The organism is Gilliamella sp. B2717, from assembly GCF_026536675.1.
GTDB lineage: Bacteria > Pseudomonadota > Gammaproteobacteria > Enterobacterales > Orbaceae > Gilliamella > Gilliamella apicola_I.
In genome coordinates, this window is record NZ_JAFNNQ010000002.1 from 96,009 (window position 1) to 116,869 (window position 20,861).

The window sequence follows — 20,861 nt, forward strand, 5'->3', positions numbered from 1 at the left end:
CCATGGACCAGATAAAAAGTTCGATACTACTTATTGACGATCACCCTATGCTTAGAAATGGTGTAAAACAATTAATCAATACCGTTAGCCATTTTGAAGTAATTGGTGAAACAGGGTCTGGAACGGAAGGAATAAAACTCGCTGAAAAGCTCGATCCCGATATGATCTTACTGGATATCAATATTCAAAATGTTAGTGGGTTAGAAATACTACGCTATTTACGGGAAAAAAATATCTCCAGTCGCATCATTATGTTCACGGTATCGGATGCCAAGGAAGATATCATTACCGCACTCAAAAGTGGAGCGGATGGTTACCTGTTAAAGGATATGGAGCCAGAAGATTTTATTAAAGCGCTAAAAGATATTGCGGAAGGTAAAATCATTATGGATGAAGCAATTTCGCATATTATTCTTCACTATATGCGACACAGCGGCGAACCAACAACCAAACAAATTCACGATATAAACTTATTAACGCCTCGAGAACATGAAATATTTAATCTGCTAGTGCAAGGACTTTCGAATAAACGCATTGCCAAAGATCTGGATATTGTTGAAAGTACCGTAAAAGTGCATGTAAAAAGTATCTTTAAAAAATTAAATTTTAAATCACGCATGGAAATGACCGTATGGTATTTACAGAGCAAAGAGTAATGCATCAATTAAAGATAATTGATTATACTTAACTCGATCGAAAAGTTTAAAAGCTGTCATCCCTTAAATTATGATGATATAAGGCAGTATACGTTTAGATAACAGGCAAGACCATTATGCTGTAAAGTAATAGACTTGCCTGTTTAAAATTAATGATTTGAAAACCAATTAAGTTTTTCTCGTAATGCAACAACAGGTCCGATGATAATCAAACTTGGACTACATGCTTGCAAAGCGATTTTAGCTAACTCACCAAGCAAACCTGTTACCACTTTTTGTTTGGTACTGGTACCTTCCTCAACAATGGCGACGGGCGTATTAGCATTCATACCGTGTTTGATTAATTGTTGACTAATGTTTTCAGCTTGAGACAGCCCCATATAGAACACTAAGGTCTGCTTTTCAGCCGCTAAACTTTGCCAATCAAGATGACTACCATCTTTCAAATGCCCGGTAATTAAACGAATACTATGCGCATAATCTCGATGTGTTAAAGGGATACCACTGTATGCAGAACACCCCGATGCAGCAGTAATTCCTGGTACAACTGAAAATGGAATATCAGCATTATACAACGTTTCCAGCTCTTCGCCCCCTCGCCCAAAAATAAACGGATCGCCCCCTTTTAGACGGACAACACGTAACCCTTTTTGCGCTTGTTCTAACAAAATTTGATTAATCTGTTCCTGTGGCACGCAGTGATACCCTGCCCGTTTGCCAACAAATATACGCTGAGCATCCCGCCTGACAAGATTCATAATTTCATCCGAAACCAATCGATCATACACAATAATATCGGCTTGTTGGATTTGCTGTAATCCTTTCAAAGTCAGTAAGCCTGCATCACCGGGACCGGCGCCCACTAAAACCACTTCACCACGATGATCCAGTGATAAATTAAATAACTCATTGGTTAGTGTTTCAACTTGTTCAGAATCATTATTGGCAATGGCTTGTGCCAATCTATCATGAGTAAAAAGCTTTTCCCAAAATCGACGGCGTTCTGTGAGCGTTTTATAGGTTTGCTTAGCTTTATTTCGTAAATAACCCGCATATTGCGCTAATTTACCTAAGTGCTGAGGCAATATTGATTCTAGTTTTTCTCGTAATAGACGAGCTAAAACCGGCGCATGCCCTGCTGATGACACAGCAACCATAATTGGTGAACGATCAATAATCGAAGGCATAATAAAACTAGCATCTTTCGGCGAATCGACAACATTGCAAAAGATACGGCGATTTTCAGCCTCGAGACTGACGGTTTGATTGGTTTTAGGACAATCGGTCGCTGCAATGACTAACCATTTATTATCAAGCAGTTGTGCATTAAATTCCCCTTGCTGTAATATCAACTGGTTTTGCGCTTGCCAACATAAAAATTGCTCATTAAATTCAAGTGCGTTAACCGTTAACTTTGCACCTGCTTCGAGTAATAGCCGAGCTTTTCGCTCAGCGATTTCACCACCCCCGACTAAAAGACAATCCCGATTTTCTAACTTACAAAATAGTGGAAAATAATCCATAAAACCTCAATATATATCCTTTTTAATTCAGCCAAGATTATGGTCGTTCAGTTTTTGGTGTCGAATACCAGTATCCCAAGCCCATAAAAACAACGCCAGAAACAAGGTTACCTAACGATACCCAAAGTAAATTATGACCAATTCCACATAGGGTATAAGCATCACTATGATGACCAAACCATGAAAGTGAAAATAACGTCATATTCGCCACCGAATGCTCATAACCACAGGCAATAAATGCTAGCAAACACCACCAAATCGCAATAAATTTAGCTGAACCTTCAACACGATTTGCCATCCAAATAGCTAAACAAACTAGCCAGTTACATAAAATACCACGAAAAAACAGCGCACTAGCCGAAGCGGTCGTTTTGGCTAATGCTGCACTATGCACTAAACTGGTATCGGTTGATAATAATGGGGTAGCAGCATAAAAATATAAAGCAGCGACAAAAATAGACCCCAATAAATTGGCTAACCACGTTTGAGGTAATACTAGCCACATCTGTGTATGAGTAATTTTCTTACATTTTACGCCAAACGTTAAAAACATTGTGTGACCAGTAAAAAGCTCAGACCCGGCAATCACCACTAACGTTAAGGCAATACCAAATGTCGCCCCCATGACTAAAGGTCTTAACGATGGATCAAGTAAATTACCTAAAGTGAAGATCAAAATAATACCAAGACCAACATAAGCGCCGGCCATAGCAGAACTTAACCAAAACCCTATCGGGTTAGTTTTGGCTAAACGTACAATACGTGCTGCATTGGCAGCACATTTATTAATTGTATCGGTATACATAACTATCTAAACCTTTAAAATTGTTTTAACTCGATGATTTAACTTCAACAAAACCATCTGTATTGACTCTTACTTCATAATGCGCAATTGAATAGCCGGCATCATCAATGCAATAACCATCTTTTAAACGAAAACGCTGTTTTTTTAATGGGCTTGCAACATACAAGTCATTTTCATGCTGTCCAATAATACCTCGAGATAAGACACTGGCTTGTGCAAAAGGATCGATATTACTGATTGCATAAATTTCATCGGAATTATAAGGACGAAATACTGCAACATGTTCATGACCGACAAGTGCACACACGCCTGTTTCCGGTAAAATGTCATCGAGTTGACAAACTGTTATCCATTGACTCATATTATTGCTCTCCTAACATTGCTTGACGTTCTTCGGCTGTCGCAGGTCGATGCTGATCACGTTCAGGAATAAATTTGACATTTTCATCACGCAAATTACTGTTAATAAAGTGAGTAAATCGTTGTTGGTTTTCAGGATGTTCAACCGTTTCTTTCCACTCACACACCACCAATTTACGTAGACGAGTCATTTCACTTTCCAGCTCATCATTAATACCTAACTTATTGTCGATAATTACACTACGCAAATAGTCAATCCCGCCTTCCAGATTTTCAAGCCATACCGAAGTGCGTTGTAATTTATCAGCGGTACGGATATAAAACATAATAAAGCGATCAAGATATTGAATTAATGTCTGTCTATCGAGATCAGCAGCAAGCAAATCAGCATGACGAGGTTTCATCCCGCCATTACCACATACGTAAAGATTCCAACCTTTTTCAGTTGCAATAACGCCAATATCTTTACCTTGTGCTTCCGCACATTCACGTGTACAACCCGATACACCTAATTTGAATTTATGTGGAGCCCGAATCCCTTTATAACGATTTTCCAGTTCAACACCCAGACCAACACTATCCCCAACACCAAAACGACACCACGTACTCCCCACACAGGTTTTAGCCATTCGTAAGGCTTTTGCATACGCATAGCCACTCTCAAAGCCAGCATCAATTAACTCTTTCCAAATAGCGGGTAGATCATCTTTTTGCGCACCGAAAAGACCGATACGTTGTGAGCCGGTAATTTTTGAATAAAGTTGATATTTTTTGGCAATTTGCCCCACCGCAATCAAGCCTTCTGGCGTAATTTCACCTCCGGCACTACGCGGAATAACCGAATATGTTCCATTTTTTTGGATATTACCAAGAAAGATATCGTTACTATCTTGCAACGGAACTAAATCTTGTTTGAGAATATAATCGTTCCAACATGAAGCCAATAAAGAGGCGATCGTCGGTTTACACACCTCACATCCATAACCCGTACCATGTTTTTTGATCACTTCATTAAATGAAGTTAATCCTTCAACACGAATTAAATGATATAATTCTTGGCGTGAATATTTAAAATGTTCACATAAAGCATGGCTGACTTCGATACCTTGTTTAGCTAATTCTGAGTTTAAGAGCTGAGTCACCAATGGAATACAACCACCACAACCTGTACCGGCTTTGGTTTCTGCCTTAATTGCCGCTACAGTATGACAACCTGCGTGAATCGCATTAATGATTTTTGCTTTTGTCACATCGAAACATGAGCAAATTTGTGCAGCATCAGGTAAAGCTTCGACGCCCATTGTGGGTTTAGCCCCAGCATGAGCTGGTAAAATTAAGGTGTCCGGATGCTCAGGAAGATCCATCTCATTTAACATCAATTGTAATAAATTACTGTAATCAGCCGTATCACCCACCAATACAGCGCCTAATAATTTTTTATTATCTGACGAAACGACCAATTTTTTATAAACCGGTACATTTTCATCTAAATAGACATAGCTACGGCTAGCGGGTGTTTTTCCTTTGGCATCCCCTATACTACCGACATCAACGCCCATTAACTTTAATTTAGCGCTCATATCAGCGCCTTCAAATTGCATTGGCTCACCCATTAAGTGCGCTAAGGCAACTTGTGCCATCTTATAGCCCGGAGCAACCAAACCAAATACTTTACCTTGCCAACAAGCACACTCACCAATAGCGTAAATATCAGGATCAGATGTCTGACAATGGTTATTCACCACAATGCCACCACGTTGACCAATCTCAAGTTGACATGCTTTAGCAAGTTGATCATTCGGGCGAATACCTGTTGAAAATACGATAAAATCAACTTCCAGCGACGAACCATCAGCAAATTGCATCTTCTTACCTAACGGCGTATGAATAATTTCTTGGGTATTTTTACTGGTATGAACACCAACGCCCATCTCTTCAATTTTTTGGCGTAACTGATCACCCCCCATGGCATCAAGTTGTTCAGCCATCAATACTGGCGCAAATTCGACGACATGCGTTTGTATTCCTAAGTTTTTCAGCGCACCAGCAGCTTCAAGCCCTAACAACCCCCCACCGACAACAGCACCTGATTTACACTGTTTTGCGCATTCACGAATGGCATCAAGATCTTCAATGGTTCGGTAAACAAAACAGTCTGCACCATCTGAACCTTTAATAGGTGGTACCCACGCATAAGATCCGGTAGCAATAATCAATTTATCATAGTGAACAATTCGCCCTGTGTGTGAGTGAACTTCTTTACGTTGACGATTAATCAATATTGCTCGCTCATTCAGTAATACTTGAATGTTATTTTCTTCATATAGCCCTTCACGAACTAAAGAAAGCGCTTCAGCAGTGTGGTCAGAAAAATAGGAAGAAAGGTGAACACGGTCATATGCAAGGCGAGGTTCTTCACAAAAGATGGTAATATTGAACAGATCAGACTGCATTTTATCGATAACTTCTTCAATAAAACGATGTCCAACCATCCCATTACCGATGATAACGAGATTGGTTTTACTCATAATAAAGCTCCAATTTTATTTTAATTCAATTATTTAATTTATAGCTGTGCTCCATTTTATGTTACTTTGCTCAGATTATAATTATCCTCAAGGATTACCACTTTAGTAGTAATAAGGATAACTATTTTTAAAACAAAGCATTATAAAATATTTAACGTCAATTAAATTTAGGATCCCTACCCTGATAGGCTTTAACCTTTAATATCCAATCACCCTTGGTTAAATAATGTTGCTAATCAAAATTTAAATAGTATAATTAGCCGACTAAATAAATTGAGTAATGATAATTGAATTACAAGTCAAGAAAGCTTCCGTCTCGTGAAACGTTAGCACGAGCACAAAGATTTAATGATGATATTGTTGATGTTTCAGGCGTTGATCTGGTCTTAAGCTTGATCACCACGGCTGACTTAATCCGTTCAAACATTTACGCACAACTGACTAAAGATTATGATGTTTCGGAAGGTAAGTTTGCATTATTAATGTCACTCTTTTCGGAAGGTGAAACCTGTGCCAGTGATTTGGCATTACGCATAGGTGTTACCCCTGCTACCGTGTCAGTTATGGTTAAGCGAATGCTAGCTGCAACTCCACCATTAATCACCATGTCTAAAAGTGGTGAAGATGGTCGCTCTCGACTTATCTCATTGACTGAAGTTGGCGAAAAATTAATTCAAGAAGCATTACCCAATCACCTAAAATCGATTCGTGCTTTTGCCGAAGTTTTAAACTCGCAAGAACAAGAGTCTTTAATATTGATGTTGCGTAAACTTTTACGAAAATAACTGACTTTAAGCTTACTTAAAGTCTATTTTATTTATCTAAATACTTAGCTGACTAATTAAATGGAAAATAAGCTATATATGAAAAAAAATATCAAAATCCCTGTTATATTTTTGGTTATCCTAACAGTTGCCTCTTTTTTAATCTTTTTAGGTTCTCGAAATGATGCCGTCACCGTGGCTAAAAGCATTAAATCTGGCGTATTAACCGCAGATGAGATTAATATTGCCTTTCAAAATGTGAGCGGAAAAGTCATCAAACGATTTGTCGAAGAATCACAATTTGTAAAAAAAGGGGATCCGTTAATGCAATTAGAAGATGTCGATACTAAATTAGCTATCGATCGTCTACAAGCGCAGGTTGACAGCCAAAAAGCGGCAGTTGCTCAAGAACAAGCTGCCATTGCGATCACCGAAAACGAAACAAATTTAACCGAATTATCCACTTGGCGTAAAATTGAAGAAGTGAAAGCAAATTTAGAAGCCGCTAAATCAGCTCAAAATTTAGCTCAAATGGAGTTTGATCGTCAAACCCAATTACGTAAAACAGGGGGAAACTCGCAATCGCAACTTGATACCGCCCGTAATGCCTTTACGGTTGCGAAAATGCAAGTTGTTCAGATTCAAAGCCAATTATCCACCTTAATGATTGGTGCAACACCCGAACAAATTAATCAATTTGAGCAAACTCGAAATGCAACAGGTATGACAATACAATCTGTTACTATTGCCCGACAAAAACTTCAAAATCGACAAAATCAGTTAGCTCAACTCCAAGCACAACTTGCACAAGGTGAAGCTGACTTAAAACAGCTACATATCAATTATCAACGATTAACATTAACGGCACCTGAAGATGGCAAAGTATTAAAAATCATGTTTGAAGATGGTGAATTAGCTCCGACAGGCGCACCAGCAGTGTTATTAGAGACCGATCGTAAATACATTGATATTTATGTAAACGAAAAAATGGTAAATGACTACCAACCGGGCACAACAGTTAAAGCCAATGTCATCGCGCTTGATAAAGAGATAAAAGGTAAAGTTCGTTTTGCAACCGCAGCACCTTCTTTTGCGGATTTACGTATGACACGTGAACGTGGTCAAGCTGATTTAACCTCTTATCAGGTCAGAATATATATGGAATCTATTCCAAAACTTTTAACCGGTATGACAATCGAGGTTGATCAATGATGCAAAACATCATTAAATCTATGCTTGAAGAACTTGACGCAATGTTGTCAGGTCACTTCATTCCATATTATAAAGTTGCAATAGGATTAGCAGCCATTGTTGCGCTAATCTTTTCCATTGTGTTAAGTCATGGTGCCGTTTTTGAAGGTAAGATTGCAGTTATTGATCTTGATGGTTCACATTATTCAACGGAATTAATCAGTAAAGTCAATACTTCGCCTTATATCGAAGTATCCGAAGTCATCCGATCACCAGTCAATCCTATCACTTTAGTTTCGCACGATCGCAATTTAGGGGTACTTTATATTCCTAAAGGACTAGAAAAAAGTCTTAAAAAAGGTGACCAAACTGTTCGTTTAGGGTATTTTGCCGATGATACCAATGATGCACAAAATGCCAAAGTGTTACAAAGCTTAAATGAATATATTCCTGAGTTAGGGGCTGAACTTAGCGTTGGTAAAGTGTCTGCATTAGGTTTAGGACATGAAGGGACTGAAGCCACCTTATCGCCAATGCAACTTAAAACGCGATATATGTTCAATCCAGCTAGCTCTTCCACTATATCGACAATTATCTATTTTGTTTACTTCTTTTCGTCACTGACGTATGGATTAACCTCTTTAATGATTGTCGGTCGTTTAAAAGTCACGGGCATGTGGAATACAGTTTTAGAAAGAGGCTTTGTTGCACTATTAGCAAGAACAGTCCCTTATGCATTATTTTATACGACCGGATTAACATTAATAACCGCCGTATTAGTGATCTTTGGTCAATTACGTTTTGATGGTAACTATTTTATTTTTATACCAAGCATTTTCATGACCGGACTTGCATTTGGTTGGTTAGGTTTTTTACTTTCCTGGAAAACCAATAATCCAGGTGAAGGTGCAAGCAAAATGATTTTCTTGGTGCCACCAGGATTTATTATGGGTGGATCAACCATGGCGGTCGGGATTATGCCACTTTGGACTTACTATATTAGTCATGCATTTCCTTTAGTCTGGCTATTTCGATTCTTCCGAGATATCGCCATGCGAGGACGTTCACTGATTGATATGCTATCTACCTATGGCATTTTCATTATTTATTTAACTGTCATTGCGTTTGTGGTGATGATCGTTTTTGAACGAACGCAAAAATCCATTGCACAACCCAAAACCGACCTAAGCTAAATCGTTAATAAAGTTATTGAAACTCTCATTGGGTTTCAATAACGACTTTCACTGTATTAAACTTTGGACTCAACGTCATTTCTTTTTTATTGATAAAATTTCTAAATATCTTGGTAAAATTATCCAATTTGTGATCTTCATCACTTCATTAAACGAAATACACGTTATTTTTTTGATGATTTAAGTATTTTTCATTATCCATTCAAGTTTGCTAATTAACTGAATAACAATACAATATTATTTTCAAGTTATTATTACTCCCCTTACCCTTTCTTTCACTTCCTTTCAAATGAAAAGGTTTTCACGTTTTTACAACCAAAATCAGTTTTGTGACTCACCTATCATTTTTCGATCCTTTGCATATGTTTAAATTGAATAACAGAATGAAAGCAAAACAAGTAATTATGTTATGAATGATTTAATAATGAATACATTGCAACGTCGAGAAAAAATTATTTATTTACTTGGTAAAGAAAATACCGTTTCAGTCAATAAATTAAGTAAGCTTTTTAAAGTTTCAACTGTCACCATTCGTAATGATCTTCGCCATTTAGAACAAAAAGGTTGTGTATTGCGTTCCTATGGCGGTGCTATGCTAAATAAAGCTTTCGCTTTTGATAGACCTTTACAAGATAAAAGTCGTATTAACTCTACCATTAAAAATAAGATAGCCCAAAAAGCGGCAGAAATGGTTAAAGATGGTGATCGCATTATTCTCGATTCAGGATCAACAACTGCAGCCATGGTGCCTTATCTGCGTGAAAAACAAAATCTCATTGTTTTTACCAATGCAATTAATATTGCCTACGATTTATCAATCAATACTGACATTGAAGTCATCATTGCTGGCGGTAATATTCGAAAAAAAGCCTTTTCTATTTCGGGACCAACCGTAGAACAACAACTTAAAATGTATCATTTTAATAAACTTTTTTTAGGTGTTGATGGCTTTGACCTTAGCGCAGGTATCACAACACCCAATTTTGGCGAAGCATCGGTTAATCGAGTCATGTGTCAAGTTTCAGGTCAAATCATTGCGATAACGGATTCAAGTAAATTTGGACGTAAAAGCTTTTGTATGATTGAAAAAATCAATCCTATTGAAACGCTGATTACAGATTCAAACATTCCAAAAGAATATTTAACGCAATTACACACATTAGGCATTAATGTGGTTATTGCCAATCTATAAACTTTTCTCTTTTTTTATTTTTATGACTTAACGAACAGGATCACAATTATGCAACAATACTTAAATTATTCGAAAGAGTGGTTAGAACAACACGGCGCAATTCATACGGCTAAAGAAATTTGTCAACAACCTAAAATTTGGCGTGATTTGCTTCAATTACTTTCCCAAAAACAACCTCAAATAGAAACCTTTCTAACCCCTTTACTGGCTGATCCGAATTTAGTTATTATCCTTACCGGTGCGGGATCTTCCGCTTTTGGCGGTGTCGCCCTTGCACCATGGCTAAGAGAACAGACTAAACGCAATGTTTATGCTTATGGCACTACTGAAATTGTTGCTGATCCATTACAATATCTATCTGCCCATAAAAAAACATTAATTGTCTCGTTTGCTCGTTCTGGCAACAGCCCTGAAAGCGTTGCAACCGTAAAATTAGCCGATCAAATCGTTTCAGATTGCTATCACCTATTTTTAACCTGTAATCCCAATTGTGCATTAACCGATTATGCTAACCAAAAAAATAATGCTCAGCGTATATTGCAATTAGTCCTGCCAGAAGGAACGCATGATCTTGGGTTTGCGATGACATCGAGTATTAGTAGCATGATATTAGCCACACTGCTGCTTTTAGGCGGTATCGATACTCATGATGCAAATGATGCAGTCATGAAAATTGCCACTATTTGTGAGCAACAACTTTTAAATTGGCAAACCATCACAAAACAATTAGCCCAAAAAAATCATGAACGAGTAATTTATGTTGGTAATAGTTGCTTCACTGGCACCGCTCAAGAAGCGGCATTAAAAATTTTAGAACTCACTGCCGGTAAAATTGCAACCCGATTTGATTCAATATTAGGTTTACGCCATGGCCCTAAATTTATGATTAATGAAAAAAGTTTAGTGGTATGTTTCTTTTCTAACGATGCTTATATCCACCAATACGATATCGATTTATTTAATGAGTTAGAACACGATCGTATCGCAACAGATGTACTTGCTTTGAGCGGTCAGCAGAGCACGCATAAACAAATATTGTCGGTTGATTGTCATCTTTCCGATTGTTGGTTGATTTTTCCTTACTTAGTTTTTGCTCAAATGTTAGCGTTTGAAAAATCACTGAGTGTTGGATTAACCCCTGACAATCCTTGTCCTACCGGTGAAGTGAATCGAGTTGTAAAAGGTGTGACCATTTATCCATTTCATCAAATTTAAGTCATCAATCCGATTAAACCTTTAAATAAAAGGATATAAAAATATGAGTACTCCCAATATTCTTATGACACGTATTGATAACCGCTTAGTTCATGGTCAAGTCGGTGTGACTTGGGTGAATGCGCTTGGCGCTAATCTTTTATTAGTTGCCAATGACAGCGCTGCGCAAGATCCGGTACAACAAAATCTGATGGATATGGTTATTGCAGAAGGAATTCAAACGCGTTATTTCACCTTGCAAAAAACTATCGACATTATTGGCAAAGCAGCTGAACGTCAAAAAATCTTTATTGTTTGTAAAACACCACAAGATGTTCTAACTCTAGTTAAGGGTGGCGTACCCATTAAATTTGTCAATGTTGGTAATATGCACTTTTCTGAAGGGAAAAAACAGATCCATAAAACGGTATCCGTTGATGACAATGATATCGCTGCTTTTAAAGAGCTGGAAAAGTTAGGCGTCACTTGCGAAGTTCGCCGTGTACCGGACGAATCTGGCGAAAAAATAGCAGATTTACTCAATCTATCATCATAGCAAGAGGGGCAAATTATGTTAATGGATGCTTTATTGATAGGACTACTAGCCGGTATTGCTGGTGTAGACTTATTTGACGGACTTACGCATTTACACAGACCAATCGTAATTGGACCGTTAGTTGGATTGATTTTGGGTGATGTAAAAACAGGTTTATATGTGGGTGGTTCATTAGAACTGGTCTGGATGGGCATGGTTCCACTCGCCGGCGCACAACCTCCAAATGTTGTTATAGGCGGCGTGATTGGTACCAGTTTTGCAATTTTAACGCATACCGAGCCTAAAGTTGCCATTGGGATAGCGGTTCCCTTTGCCATAGCGGTACAGGGTTGTATTACCCTTTTATTTACATTCTATTCGCCAATGATGCACAAATGTGATCGCTATGTTGATCAGCTCAATTTTAAAGGTATTGAGTGGGTGAACTATCTGGGGATGATAATTCTATTTTGTTTCTATTTCATTGTCGCATTTTTACCTATCTATTTTGGTGCTGATGCAGCAACCGCGTTAGTTGAAAAATCACCTAAATGGTTATTAGATGGGCTTAGTGTCGCGGGCGGAATGATGCCAGCAATTGGTTTTGCAATGCTAATGAAGATTATGATGAAGAAAACGTATGTTGCTTACTTTATCTTAGGTTTTCTGGGGGTGACCTATCTTAATTTACCTATTTTAGCCATTGCATTAGGTGCTTTAGCCATTGCAATGATTGATTTCTATAATTATAGCCGTGATAACAATGACAGTAACAAGTCTGTAAGCGCAACTTCAGTGGAGGTAGAAGATGGAATTTAATGATGATCATGACCAAAAAATGGCAGATAAAGAAGAAAAACGTATGGCACAAGCACTCGCCACAAGTAAAGTCTCGGCAGATACGTTTACCGACCAAAGCCAAGATGTCACACTAACTAAAGGTGATATAAACCGAATGGCGTTTCGCTCATTGGCGTTGCAAGCATCATTTAATTACGAACGGATGCAAGCTGGCGGTTGGCTTTTTACCGTATTACCTGCATTGCGTAAAATTCATAAAAATAAGGATGATCTAAAAAATTCTATGCACATGCATATGGAATTTATCAATGTTCATCCTTTCGATGCGACCTTTTTATCTGGATTAGTCTTAGCCATGGAAAAAGGAAAAGAAAACATATCGACTATTCGGGCGGTAAAAGTTGCCTTAATGGGGCCATTAGGCGGAATCGGTGATGCGCTATTTTGGCTCACCTTATTACCAATCTGCGCAGGGATTGGCGCCTCATTAGCTTTAGAAGGAAGTCTGTTTGGTCCGATCATTTTCTTGTTAATGTTCAATTTAGTCCATTTCGGTCTACGTTTTGGACTTGCTCATTACGGTTATCATGCAGGCACCAGTGCGTTACCTTTATTAAAATCCCATACTAAGCGTATTTCACACGCAGCCTCCATTGTCGGTATGACCGTCATTGGTGCACTGGTTGCCTCTTACGTGCATTTTTCAACGCCGTTAGAAATTAATGCGGGTCAAGCGCATATTGCGTTACAAGCGGATGTGCTCGATAAACTTATGCCGAATTTGTTACCACTTGGATTTACATTAACTATTTATTACTTGATGAAACGTAACTTTTCACCCGTTAAATTAATTGGGTTAACGGTGATTATTGGTGTGGTCGGCAAATTAGTGGGAATTTTATAGAGGAAATTTATGTTAGGCGTAATATTAACAGGTCATGGTAGCTTTGCTACCGGACTTTTTGAAGCAGCAACACAAATCATTGGTGAACAAACACAATTTAATGCCGTTAATTTTCCTGATGGCATGAGTAGCGAACAATTAGCAGAACAGTTAAATACGGCATTAAAACAGTGTGATCGTGGTCAAGGTGTGATATGTTTGACAGATATTGTTGGTGGTTCGCCTTTTCGACTAGCCGCCATGTTGAGTTATCAATATAATAATATTGAAGTGATAAGTGGGACTAATCTGCCATTATTACTTGAAATATTATTACAGCGAGAGGATCTGGACTTAGCAACAATTCGTCAAGAAACCATTGAAAATGGGCAAAGAGCGATAACGAGCTTATGGCACGAGCACCAAAAAAAATCACCTAAAAATGAGGAGTGTTCTGATGGAATTTAAGCAAATCCACGCCAAACAAGTGTTAACACCGGTTGGCTGGCTTGATAATGTCATTGTCACCATTCAAAACGGAATCATCACGGATATCACACCGAGTGATAAACCGTGTCCTAATCAAATCAAACTATTACCGGCACTGATTGATACGCATATTCATGGTGTCATGGGCGCCGATACCATGGATGCGACCCATGAATCACTCAATACCATGAGCAATTTTTTAGCCCAACATGGGGTAGGTGCTTTTTTGGCAACGACGGTGACAGAAAGCCATGACAAAATCGAAGCCGCATTACGACAAGTTAAAAACAGCATTCAGCAAGGCGTAACAGGCGCAACTTTGTTAGGTTCTTATCTGGAAGGTCCTTTTTTTAATGCTATTCATAAAGGTGCCCACCCAGAAGCATTACTGCAAGCCCCCGATCGCGCTACAATTGAAAAATGGCTAATCTTAGCCGAAGGAACATTAAAGTGTATCGCTTTAGCGCCCGAGTATCCCAATGCTTTAGCCATTATCAAATGGTTACGTCATCAAAATATTCGGGTCATGATTGGGCATACCAATGCAGATTATCAAACAACAAAAGCTGCACTTTTAGCAGGCGCAAGTGGCGTAGTGCATTGCTATAATGGCATGTCAGGATTACATCATCGTAACCCAGGTGTAGTGGGTGCAGCTCTCAGCATAGATCATTGCCAAACCGAAATCATTGTTGATGGTCACCATGTACACCCTGCCGCAGTTGCAATTGCCCATAAGTGTTGTGGAGAAAATTTACTTTTAATCACCGATGCTATGCGCGCAACGGGTATGCCTAATGGTGACTATTATTTAGGTCAGTTGCGAGTGCATATGAAAGATAATGTTGTTCGCACCGATGATGGAAACTTGGCAGGTAGCACATTAACTCTTGATTGTGCAGTTAATAATTTGGCAAACTTTACTAATACTTCTTTTGATAAGGCTTGGCTACATGGTAGTTATTACCCAGCCAAAGCATTAGGCATAGACAACACATTGGGTAGCATTGCGCCAGATAAAATCGCTAATTTGGTTGTTCTTAATGAACAAAATCAATTGATTGCAACTTTAGTCAAAGGCAATATCGTTTATCAATCTAATCAATTCAACGAACAATATATCACTCACCCCAAACAAGTTTAATAAATATGGAAAATGCCTGAATAATAACTCATCATTAATAGCAATTGAGTTTTGATTTAAGCAAATTAGGAGATCAGATGAAAAAAATAATATCAAAGGGAATCATAGCATTAACAACTGTTTTATCTTTCAATGTACCAGCTATAGAAACAGTGAACGATTTTACATTAGAACAAGTTGTTGTTTTTAGTCGCCATGGTTTGCGAGCACCATTAGCTAGCCCTAATAGTACGTTGGGTAAAGTCACGCCCAATCAATGGCCGCAATGGGATACCCCAGCGAGTTATTTAACGACTCGTGGTGGGGCATTAGAAAGCTATTTTGGTCACTATTTCAGTGAATGGTTAGTCGATAACAAATTATTAAATCAAGATCGTTGTCCAAACGACCAAGATGTTTATATTTATACCAATAGTTTGCAACGCACAATTGCCACCGGACAGTTTTTTGCGGTTGGTGCTTTTCCGGGTTGTCTTGTGCCAATTATCCATAAAGAAAAGCTTGGCAGCATGGATCCGCTATTTTTTCCTGTCATTGATGATAATAGTTCAGCCTTTAAACAGGCCGCAATCAATTCAATTAACCAAACTGCCGATACCAAAGGCATTGAAGGGCTGAATGAAAAACTGGGTAAAGCGTATCAAGACATGTCGACTATCCTAAATTACCCTAATTCAACCAATTGTATTACACATAAACAGTGTGATTTTGCACATTTACCCACCGAGCTTATTATTGAAAAAGGCAAGGAACCTTGCATAACAGGCGCACTTCGCACGGGAACATCCATTGCTGATGCTTTTATCTTACAATATTATGAAGGATCGCCTTTACATGATATTGCTTGGGGGCAAATAAAGGATAAACAACAATTCGAACAATTAGTTGCGATCAAAGAGCACTACAATAGCGTTTTATTTGGATCGCCCGTTGTGGCAAAACAAGTGTCAGCAAAATTAGTTAATTATATTAATCACGCTTTTTCAGAAAATGAAGTACATCCTAAATTTACGCTGTTAGTGGGACATGATTCCAATGTAGCCTCCCTACTTTCAACAATTAAAATTAAGCATTACACGTTACCAGAGCAGTTTGAAACCACCCCTATTGGTGGGAAAATTGTCTTTCAAAAATGGCGTAATAATCACAATGGCGAAGCATTGATGAAAATTGAATATTTTTATCAATCCACCGACCAGATCCGTGACTTAGTACAATTAAACCGTCAAAACCCACCTCATAAAGTCGTATTAGAAATGGAAAATTGTCCTATTAATGCTAATGGATTTTGTTCATTTTCAACGTTTAAACAAGTGCTGAATCATCTCATCCAATAGCATTAATTTTATCGCTCGTGTGCTTAAAAAGTCACTTAAGCACACTCTATCAAATCCTAAAACATAACGATGTATTTTGATGTTAGCCGTGGCTCACTCATTTCGTAAAAATAAAATAAGTTCACCATTATAACTATAAAATCACTTTTTAGTGACAATACATACCCCCCATTATTAACTGACAGTAAGTGACTGCCAGTGTAATAAATTAACGCTCATTTCAAGTTAATTACCCATACTTTTCTATTATAATTTTCCTGCACTTCCACAAATGCGAATTTTTTCTTCCACAATTTTCGCCATAGCTAATTTAGCTGGTTGCATATAATGTCTTGGATCGTTAGCATCAGGGTGATGATTAAAATCTAGCTTTAACGCATCTGAAAAAGCAATTTTTAATTCCGTTGCCACATTCACTTTACAAATGCCTAAGGAAATCGATTTTTTTACCATCACTTCAGGAATACCCGATGCGCCATGTAATACCAGTGGAATATCAACTTTATCGCGTATTTTAGCTAATCGTTCAAAATCAAGTTTAGGTTCACCTTTATAGAGCCCATGAGCTGAACCAATGGCAACAGCCAGCGAATCGATACCTGTGCGCTCGACATACGCTTTGGCGGCATCCGGATCTGTAAATGCACTCTCTTTATCTTCAACAATTAAATCATCTTCTTGCCCACCAAGCCTGCCTAATTCGGCTTCAACACTTGCATTATATTGATGACTAAATTCAACCATTTTTTTCACAATTTCAATATTTTCTTCATAGGGATGATGTGAAGCATCAATCATAATCGAGCGAATACCCGCTTCAATTTTTTCTTTAATATCACTGATGTTTTCGTGGTGATCCAAATGTAACGCAAAAGGAAAGCGCAGCATTTGTGCTGCGGTTTTGCAAATATTAATTAAGTAGGGTGTGCCTGCATATTGATAAGTTGACGGTGTTGCTGCGAGTATAACCGGTGATTCCATTTTTTTGGCTGTATCAACCACAACTTGAATGGTTTCCAGATTGTGTATATTAAACGCAGGTACGGCATATTTTTCACGTTGTGCTTTTTTTAACATCTCTTGACTAGAAATAAGATACATAAGTCACTCCTAATTAACCTTATATTTTTAGATAATTTTTGTAATTTTCACTTGTTGATAATAGTGGTCGTAATGACGCATATTCACAAACCCTGTCTGTGATTCCATGGCATTGAGCATTCCCATCGTCATAGCTCGAGCTAACATCACTTCAATCGATTCATTTTCATGCAAGCTGACTGCCAGCCCAGCTAAAGTAATATCTCCTGAACCCACCGGATTAATGACCTTAATTTGGGGAATTGAGGCTTGATAATATTGATGATGGCAACGCGCAAACGCTCCATTTTTCCCTAATGAGATAACAATAATCGGAATGTCACTTAATAACGGATGGTTGAGTGCTTGGATTAATGAATGGGTATCATCCGCATCAATCTTCATCTCAATGATTTGTTGTAATTCTTCTTTATTTGGCTTGATTAAATAAGGTTTGTGTTTTGAAATCAGTGTTGCATAGAGCATTTTGCCTGATGAATCTAACAACACCGGAATTTGACGTTTTTCAGCTTGTTCAATTAATTTAACATAAAAATCGATGGGAAAACCTTGAGGCAATGATCCCGATATTGTAATGATTTTGGCTTGCTCAAGCATGGTTTCATAATGGTTCAGAAATTGTTCAACATCATTACTGTCCAACTCTGGGCCTGACTCTAAAATTTCAGTTTGATTGCCTTCATGCAAAATAGCGATGCAGTTTCTTGACTCCTGTTTAGTTGTATAAAAGCAATAAGCAATGTTATCTTTGTCTAACTGCTTTTTAATGTATTCACCAGTTGTTCCACCAATAATGCCAGAGGCTAAAACAGGTATACCAGAAAATTTTATACCTCGGGTCACGTTAAGCCCTTTACCACCAGCTGTCTTTTTTACATTCGATACCCGATTAATATCATCAATAATTAATTTATTTAAGGGGTATGCGATATCCACTGAAGGATTCATTGTAATCGTTAATATCATATTCTCACCTACATGTTAATGCTTTGTGAGAAATAACCATTGAGCAACCGTAATCTTTAAACTAACACCTATTTTCAACTGGTTAAAAAAGACTTAAACCGTATTGATGAAAATAGCATTTTTCGATCCACTCAATTGTCTTAAAAAAGTACACCATGACCAGAAAAATATCTTAAACCGCTATTAAATTGACGCCTTGCTGCTCAAATTCTTGTCGACACCTATCATTAATACCCGAATCCGTTATGATAGTGTCTAATTTATTGAGCGGTAACACGATGTTGATTCCATTGCGTCCAAATTTAGATGAATCTAAAACTGCGACGACTTTTTTAGCGGCATTTGCCATAATACTACTAATGGTGTAACCTTCATTAAACGTTGTTATTCCTCGTTTTGCATCGATTCCATCTGCGCCGACAAATAAAATATCAGCAGAGATACCGTCTAACGATTGCTCAGCAATTTTTCCATGAAAAGAGCGCGTCTTGTGTCTGAGTGTTCCACCACATATAAATAACATAATGTCACTATTGTCGGAGAGAATAAAAGCAGAGGTAAGACTATTGGTAATGACAGTGATATGCTTTAATTTAACCAGTTCTTCAGCTATCAACATCGTGGTGCTACCACTATCTAAAATAATAATATCGCCTTCTTTAACATGTTTAACTGCTTCAATTGCAATGCGTTTTTTAGCTTCAATAAATCGCTGATAACGTTCTTCTAATTGCAATTCTTTAAATGATTTGATGTCATCATTGTCAATAATTTTGGTTGCACCACCATGAAATCGGCTTAGCACGCCTTGTTTTTCTAATAATCTAAGGTCTGTTCTAATGGTCACTTCAGAAACACCATACTGTTCTGACAGATCACTGACCAATACCGTACCTTTCATATTAAGAATATCTATAATTTGTTGGCGTCTTTCACTTGCGTTCATAATATTTCCTTTTTCGAAATCTTTTCAGCAGTGTATAACAAACAAAATCAAAAGATAAGTTTTCATTTTCAATGATTGACGTTAATCAATAGTTAATTGCAGTTGAGCAATATTTTTCCATTCATGGCTCGCCCATTTAAACTGGTAACTTGCTCAATAAACGAATCAAAATCACCGATACCGGCAACCAGTTCATCCAGTTTTATTTTTCCTTCTACAAAAAATTGGCTTACCAGTTGCCACTCTTTGCCTGGCCATGGCGCAGAATAATTCATCCAACTACCTAAAATTTGTAGTTCTTTTCGTAGAATTAAACTAAATATTTTTTCTGAAAGCGTCAGATCATTATGTAAAGTGCCAACCAAACCAATTTGAGCTCGTGGGCCAGCAATCTCAATGGCGAGTTTAACGGTAATCGGTGATCCAGCCGTTTCTAATACCAACTGATCAAACCGATTGATTGATAATGCTTGATAAATTTCATCTGCTGTAAGGTCTTTTGAGTTATAGACCTGATCTGCGCCTAAGCGTTTAGCTAGCAGAAGGCGATCGTCATTAATATCAAGAACAGTTACCGTGTTGGCACCCATTGCTTTTGCGCATTGCATAGCAAGCAATCCAATTGTACCGCCGCCTACAATGACCACGTTTTTATCTTGGCAACCACCAGCTAATAAAATGGCATGCATTCCCACTGTCATTGGTTCGAAAAAAGCCCCTTGAAGTAGTGTAACGCCTTTTGGCAATTTAAAGGCATTTTTTTTATTTAATAAAATATACTCAGCAAATCCCCCCGTTATTCTTGAGCCAACAAAGGTATAGTGCTTACAAAGCGAGTAATAATGTTTTTTACACTCATCACAAGCAAAGCATGGCAATAAAGGGGCACATGAGATTAAATCACCTATTTCAAATTCGGTCACACCGCTACCTAATTCTGTCACAACACCACTAAATTCATGTCCCAGTGTAATAGGGTAAAAATGTGCGCCATGATGAAATATTCGAGGTATATCCGAGCCACACAATCCCGAATAAGCGACTTTAACTAAAATCTGATCCGGTGAGATTATTTTGGGTACTGGAATATCCTTTATAGATAACGTACCTCCTTCATTGACTAGAATCACTTTCATTTTATGTTCCTTTTTAAACAATCAATTTTGTTAATGCATGCTTTCACTGACATTTCAGTGAAAGCATAGAAATCAACTTCATTTCAATAATTTATTGCTTAGTGTTTATCGCCTCTA

The 20,861-nt window shown here is 37.9% G+C and carries 20 protein-coding genes; 12 read left to right on the plus strand and 8 right to left on the minus strand.

Annotated features, from left to right (window positions below):
- The first annotated feature begins 2 nt into the window (after positions 1-2).
- Positions 3-656: a two-component system response regulator NarL gene (gene narL / locus J3U35_RS00410; RefSeq protein ID WP_220216375.1), complete on the plus strand. Its 654-nt coding sequence runs from the start codon at positions 3-5 to the stop codon at positions 654-656.
- Between the two features lie 149 nt (positions 657-805).
- Here the strand turns inward: narL and cysG are convergent, their stop codons facing one another.
- Genes cysG through nirB form a run of 4 tightly spaced genes read right to left on the minus strand, consistent with a single transcriptional unit; the run spans position 806 to position 5,872 of the window.
- The gene (cysG, locus tag J3U35_RS00415) at positions 806-2,179 is read right to left on the minus strand and encodes a siroheme synthase CysG (protein WP_220216374.1); all 1,374 of its coding nucleotides are present in this window, start codon (positions 2,177-2,179) and stop codon (positions 806-808) included.
- A 37-nt stretch (positions 2,180-2,216) separates the two neighbouring features.
- Positions 2,217-2,984 carry a nitrite transporter NirC gene (nirC, locus tag J3U35_RS00420; RefSeq protein WP_267350355.1) on the minus strand — a complete coding sequence of 256 codons (768 nt, stop codon included), beginning with the start codon at positions 2,982-2,984 and terminating at the stop codon, positions 2,217-2,219.
- A 25-nt stretch (positions 2,985-3,009) separates the two neighbouring features.
- Complete coding sequence (gene nirD / locus J3U35_RS00425) at positions 3,010-3,345, minus strand: nitrite reductase small subunit NirD (protein WP_267358867.1); 336 nt, start codon at positions 3,343-3,345, stop codon at positions 3,010-3,012.
- Position 3,346: 1 nt separating this feature from the next.
- Positions 3,347-5,872: a nitrite reductase large subunit NirB gene (gene nirB, locus J3U35_RS00430; protein ID WP_267358869.1), complete on the minus strand. Its 2,526-nt coding sequence runs from the start codon at positions 5,870-5,872 to the stop codon at positions 3,347-3,349.
- 287 nt (positions 5,873-6,159) lie between these two features.
- Between nirB and J3U35_RS00435 the strand changes: the two genes are divergently transcribed.
- The 11 genes from J3U35_RS00435 (at position 6,160) to agp (ending at position 16,595) form a co-directional block, all read left to right on the plus strand.
- A complete protein-coding gene (locus J3U35_RS00435) occupies positions 6,160-6,657 on the plus strand; it encodes a MarR family winged helix-turn-helix transcriptional regulator (RefSeq protein ID WP_220216370.1) in 498 nt (165 codons plus the stop codon).
- Between the two features lie 78 nt (positions 6,658-6,735).
- The gene (locus J3U35_RS00440) at positions 6,736-7,848 is read left to right on the plus strand and encodes an HlyD family secretion protein (RefSeq protein WP_267358871.1); all 1,113 of its coding nucleotides are present in this window, start codon (positions 6,736-6,738) and stop codon (positions 7,846-7,848) included.
- On the plus strand, positions 7,845-9,020 hold the full coding sequence (locus tag J3U35_RS00445) for an ABC transporter permease (protein ID WP_267358873.1): 1,176 nt from the start codon (positions 7,845-7,847) through the stop codon (positions 9,018-9,020). The genes J3U35_RS00440 and J3U35_RS00445 overlap by 4 nt, the downstream gene beginning before the upstream one ends.
- A gap of 409 nt (positions 9,021-9,429) precedes the next feature.
- Positions 9,430-10,212 (plus strand): transcriptional repressor AgaR, encoded by a 783-nt coding sequence (agaR, locus tag J3U35_RS00450; protein ID WP_267358875.1) that lies wholly within the window; start codon positions 9,430-9,432, stop codon positions 10,210-10,212.
- Positions 10,213-10,260: 48 nt separating this feature from the next.
- A complete protein-coding gene (locus J3U35_RS00455) occupies positions 10,261-11,427 on the plus strand; it encodes an SIS domain-containing protein (protein ID WP_267358877.1) in 1,167 nt (388 codons plus the stop codon).
- Positions 11,428-11,470: 43 nt separating this feature from the next.
- Positions 11,471-11,962: a PTS N-acetylgalactosamine transporter subunit IIB gene (agaV, locus tag J3U35_RS00460; RefSeq protein WP_220216365.1), complete on the plus strand. Its 492-nt coding sequence runs from the start codon at positions 11,471-11,473 to the stop codon at positions 11,960-11,962.
- 15 nt (positions 11,963-11,977) lie between these two features.
- Positions 11,978-12,760 carry a PTS N-acetylgalactosamine transporter subunit IIC gene (gene agaW, locus J3U35_RS00465; RefSeq protein WP_065558605.1) on the plus strand — a complete coding sequence of 261 codons (783 nt, stop codon included), beginning with the start codon at positions 11,978-11,980 and terminating at the stop codon, positions 12,758-12,760.
- Positions 12,750-13,646, plus strand: a complete 897-nt coding sequence (locus J3U35_RS00470) for a PTS system mannose/fructose/sorbose family transporter subunit IID (protein ID WP_267350345.1) — start codon at positions 12,750-12,752, stop codon at positions 13,644-13,646. The genes agaW and J3U35_RS00470 overlap by 11 nt, the downstream gene beginning before the upstream one ends.
- Before the next feature lie 9 nt (positions 13,647-13,655).
- Positions 13,656-14,093, plus strand: a complete 438-nt coding sequence (gene agaF / locus J3U35_RS00475; RefSeq protein ID WP_220216362.1) for a PTS galactosamine/N-acetylgalactosamine transporter subunit IIA — start codon at positions 13,656-13,658, stop codon at positions 14,091-14,093.
- Positions 14,083-15,258, plus strand: a complete 1,176-nt coding sequence (gene nagA, locus J3U35_RS00480; RefSeq protein WP_267358879.1) for an N-acetylglucosamine-6-phosphate deacetylase — start codon at positions 14,083-14,085, stop codon at positions 15,256-15,258. The genes agaF and nagA overlap by 11 nt, the downstream gene beginning before the upstream one ends.
- A 77-nt stretch (positions 15,259-15,335) precedes the next feature.
- The gene (gene agp, locus J3U35_RS00485; RefSeq protein ID WP_267358881.1) at positions 15,336-16,595 is read left to right on the plus strand and encodes a bifunctional glucose-1-phosphatase/inositol phosphatase; all 1,260 of its coding nucleotides are present in this window, start codon (positions 15,336-15,338) and stop codon (positions 16,593-16,595) included.
- A gap of 246 nt (positions 16,596-16,841) precedes the next feature.
- Here the strand turns inward: agp and J3U35_RS00490 are convergent, their stop codons facing one another.
- The 4 genes from J3U35_RS00490 to J3U35_RS00505 form a co-directional block, all read right to left on the minus strand.
- Positions 16,842-17,696: a tagatose bisphosphate family class II aldolase gene (locus J3U35_RS00490; protein WP_220216359.1), complete on the minus strand. Its 855-nt coding sequence runs from the start codon at positions 17,694-17,696 to the stop codon at positions 16,842-16,844.
- Positions 17,697-17,723: 27 nt separating this feature from the next.
- Entirely contained in the window at positions 17,724-18,662 is a 939-nt protein-coding gene (locus J3U35_RS00495; protein ID WP_267358883.1) for a hexose kinase, read from the minus strand.
- Between the two features lie 172 nt (positions 18,663-18,834).
- The gene (locus tag J3U35_RS00500) at positions 18,835-19,608 is read right to left on the minus strand and encodes a DeoR/GlpR family DNA-binding transcription regulator (protein ID WP_267350336.1); all 774 of its coding nucleotides are present in this window, start codon (positions 19,606-19,608) and stop codon (positions 18,835-18,837) included.
- A 92-nt stretch (positions 19,609-19,700) separates the two neighbouring features.
- Positions 19,701-20,744: an alcohol dehydrogenase catalytic domain-containing protein gene (locus tag J3U35_RS00505; protein ID WP_267358885.1), complete on the minus strand. Its 1,044-nt coding sequence runs from the start codon at positions 20,742-20,744 to the stop codon at positions 19,701-19,703.
- Between the last annotated feature and the right edge of the window lie 117 nt (positions 20,745-20,861).

Excerpts from the sequence above, each read along its gene's own strand:
- J3U35_RS00470 (WP_267350345.1), top strand. The coding sequence starts at position 12,750 with ATGGAATTTAATGATGATCATGACCAAAAAATGGCAGATAAAGAAGAA.
- J3U35_RS00455 (WP_267358877.1), top strand. The coding sequence starts at position 10,261 with ATGCAACAATACTTAAATTATTCGAAAGAGTGGTTAGAACAACACGGC.
- J3U35_RS00445 (WP_267358873.1), top strand. The coding sequence starts at position 7,845 with ATGATGCAAAACATCATTAAATCTATGCTTGAAGAACTTGACGCAATG.
- nagA (WP_267358879.1), top strand. The coding sequence starts at position 14,083 with ATGGAATTTAAGCAAATCCACGCCAAACAAGTGTTAACACCGGTTGGC.
- agp (WP_267358881.1), top strand. The coding sequence starts at position 15,336 with ATGAAAAAAATAATATCAAAGGGAATCATAGCATTAACAACTGTTTTA.
- J3U35_RS00490 (WP_220216359.1), bottom strand. The coding sequence starts at position 17,696 with ATGTATCTTATTTCTAGTCAAGAGATGTTAAAAAAAGCACAACGTGAA.
- J3U35_RS00440 (WP_267358871.1), top strand. The coding sequence starts at position 6,736 with ATGAAAAAAAATATCAAAATCCCTGTTATATTTTTGGTTATCCTAACA.
- J3U35_RS00505 (WP_267358885.1), bottom strand. The coding sequence starts at position 20,744 with ATGAAAGTGATTCTAGTCAATGAAGGAGGTACGTTATCTATAAAGGAT.
- agaF (WP_220216362.1), top strand. The coding sequence starts at position 13,656 with ATGTTAGGCGTAATATTAACAGGTCATGGTAGCTTTGCTACCGGACTT.
- agaW (WP_065558605.1), top strand. The coding sequence starts at position 11,978 with ATGTTAATGGATGCTTTATTGATAGGACTACTAGCCGGTATTGCTGGT.
- agaV (WP_220216365.1), top strand. The coding sequence starts at position 11,471 with ATGAGTACTCCCAATATTCTTATGACACGTATTGATAACCGCTTAGTT.
- nirD (WP_267358867.1), bottom strand. The coding sequence starts at position 3,345 with ATGAGTCAATGGATAACAGTTTGTCAACTCGATGACATTTTACCGGAA.
- nirC (WP_267350355.1), bottom strand. The coding sequence starts at position 2,984 with ATGTATACCGATACAATTAATAAATGTGCTGCCAATGCAGCACGTATT.
- J3U35_RS00495 (WP_267358883.1), bottom strand. The coding sequence starts at position 18,662 with ATGATATTAACGATTACAATGAATCCTTCAGTGGATATCGCATACCCC.
- nirB (WP_267358869.1), bottom strand. The coding sequence starts at position 5,872 with ATGAGTAAAACCAATCTCGTTATCATCGGTAATGGGATGGTTGGACAT.
- agaR (WP_267358875.1), top strand. The coding sequence starts at position 9,430 with ATGAATGATTTAATAATGAATACATTGCAACGTCGAGAAAAAATTATT.
- narL (WP_220216375.1), top strand. The coding sequence starts at position 3 with ATGGACCAGATAAAAAGTTCGATACTACTTATTGACGATCACCCTATG.
- J3U35_RS00500 (WP_267350336.1), bottom strand. The coding sequence starts at position 19,608 with ATGAACGCAAGTGAAAGACGCCAACAAATTATAGATATTCTTAATATG.
- cysG (WP_220216374.1), bottom strand. The coding sequence starts at position 2,179 with ATGGATTATTTTCCACTATTTTGTAAGTTAGAAAATCGGGATTGTCTT.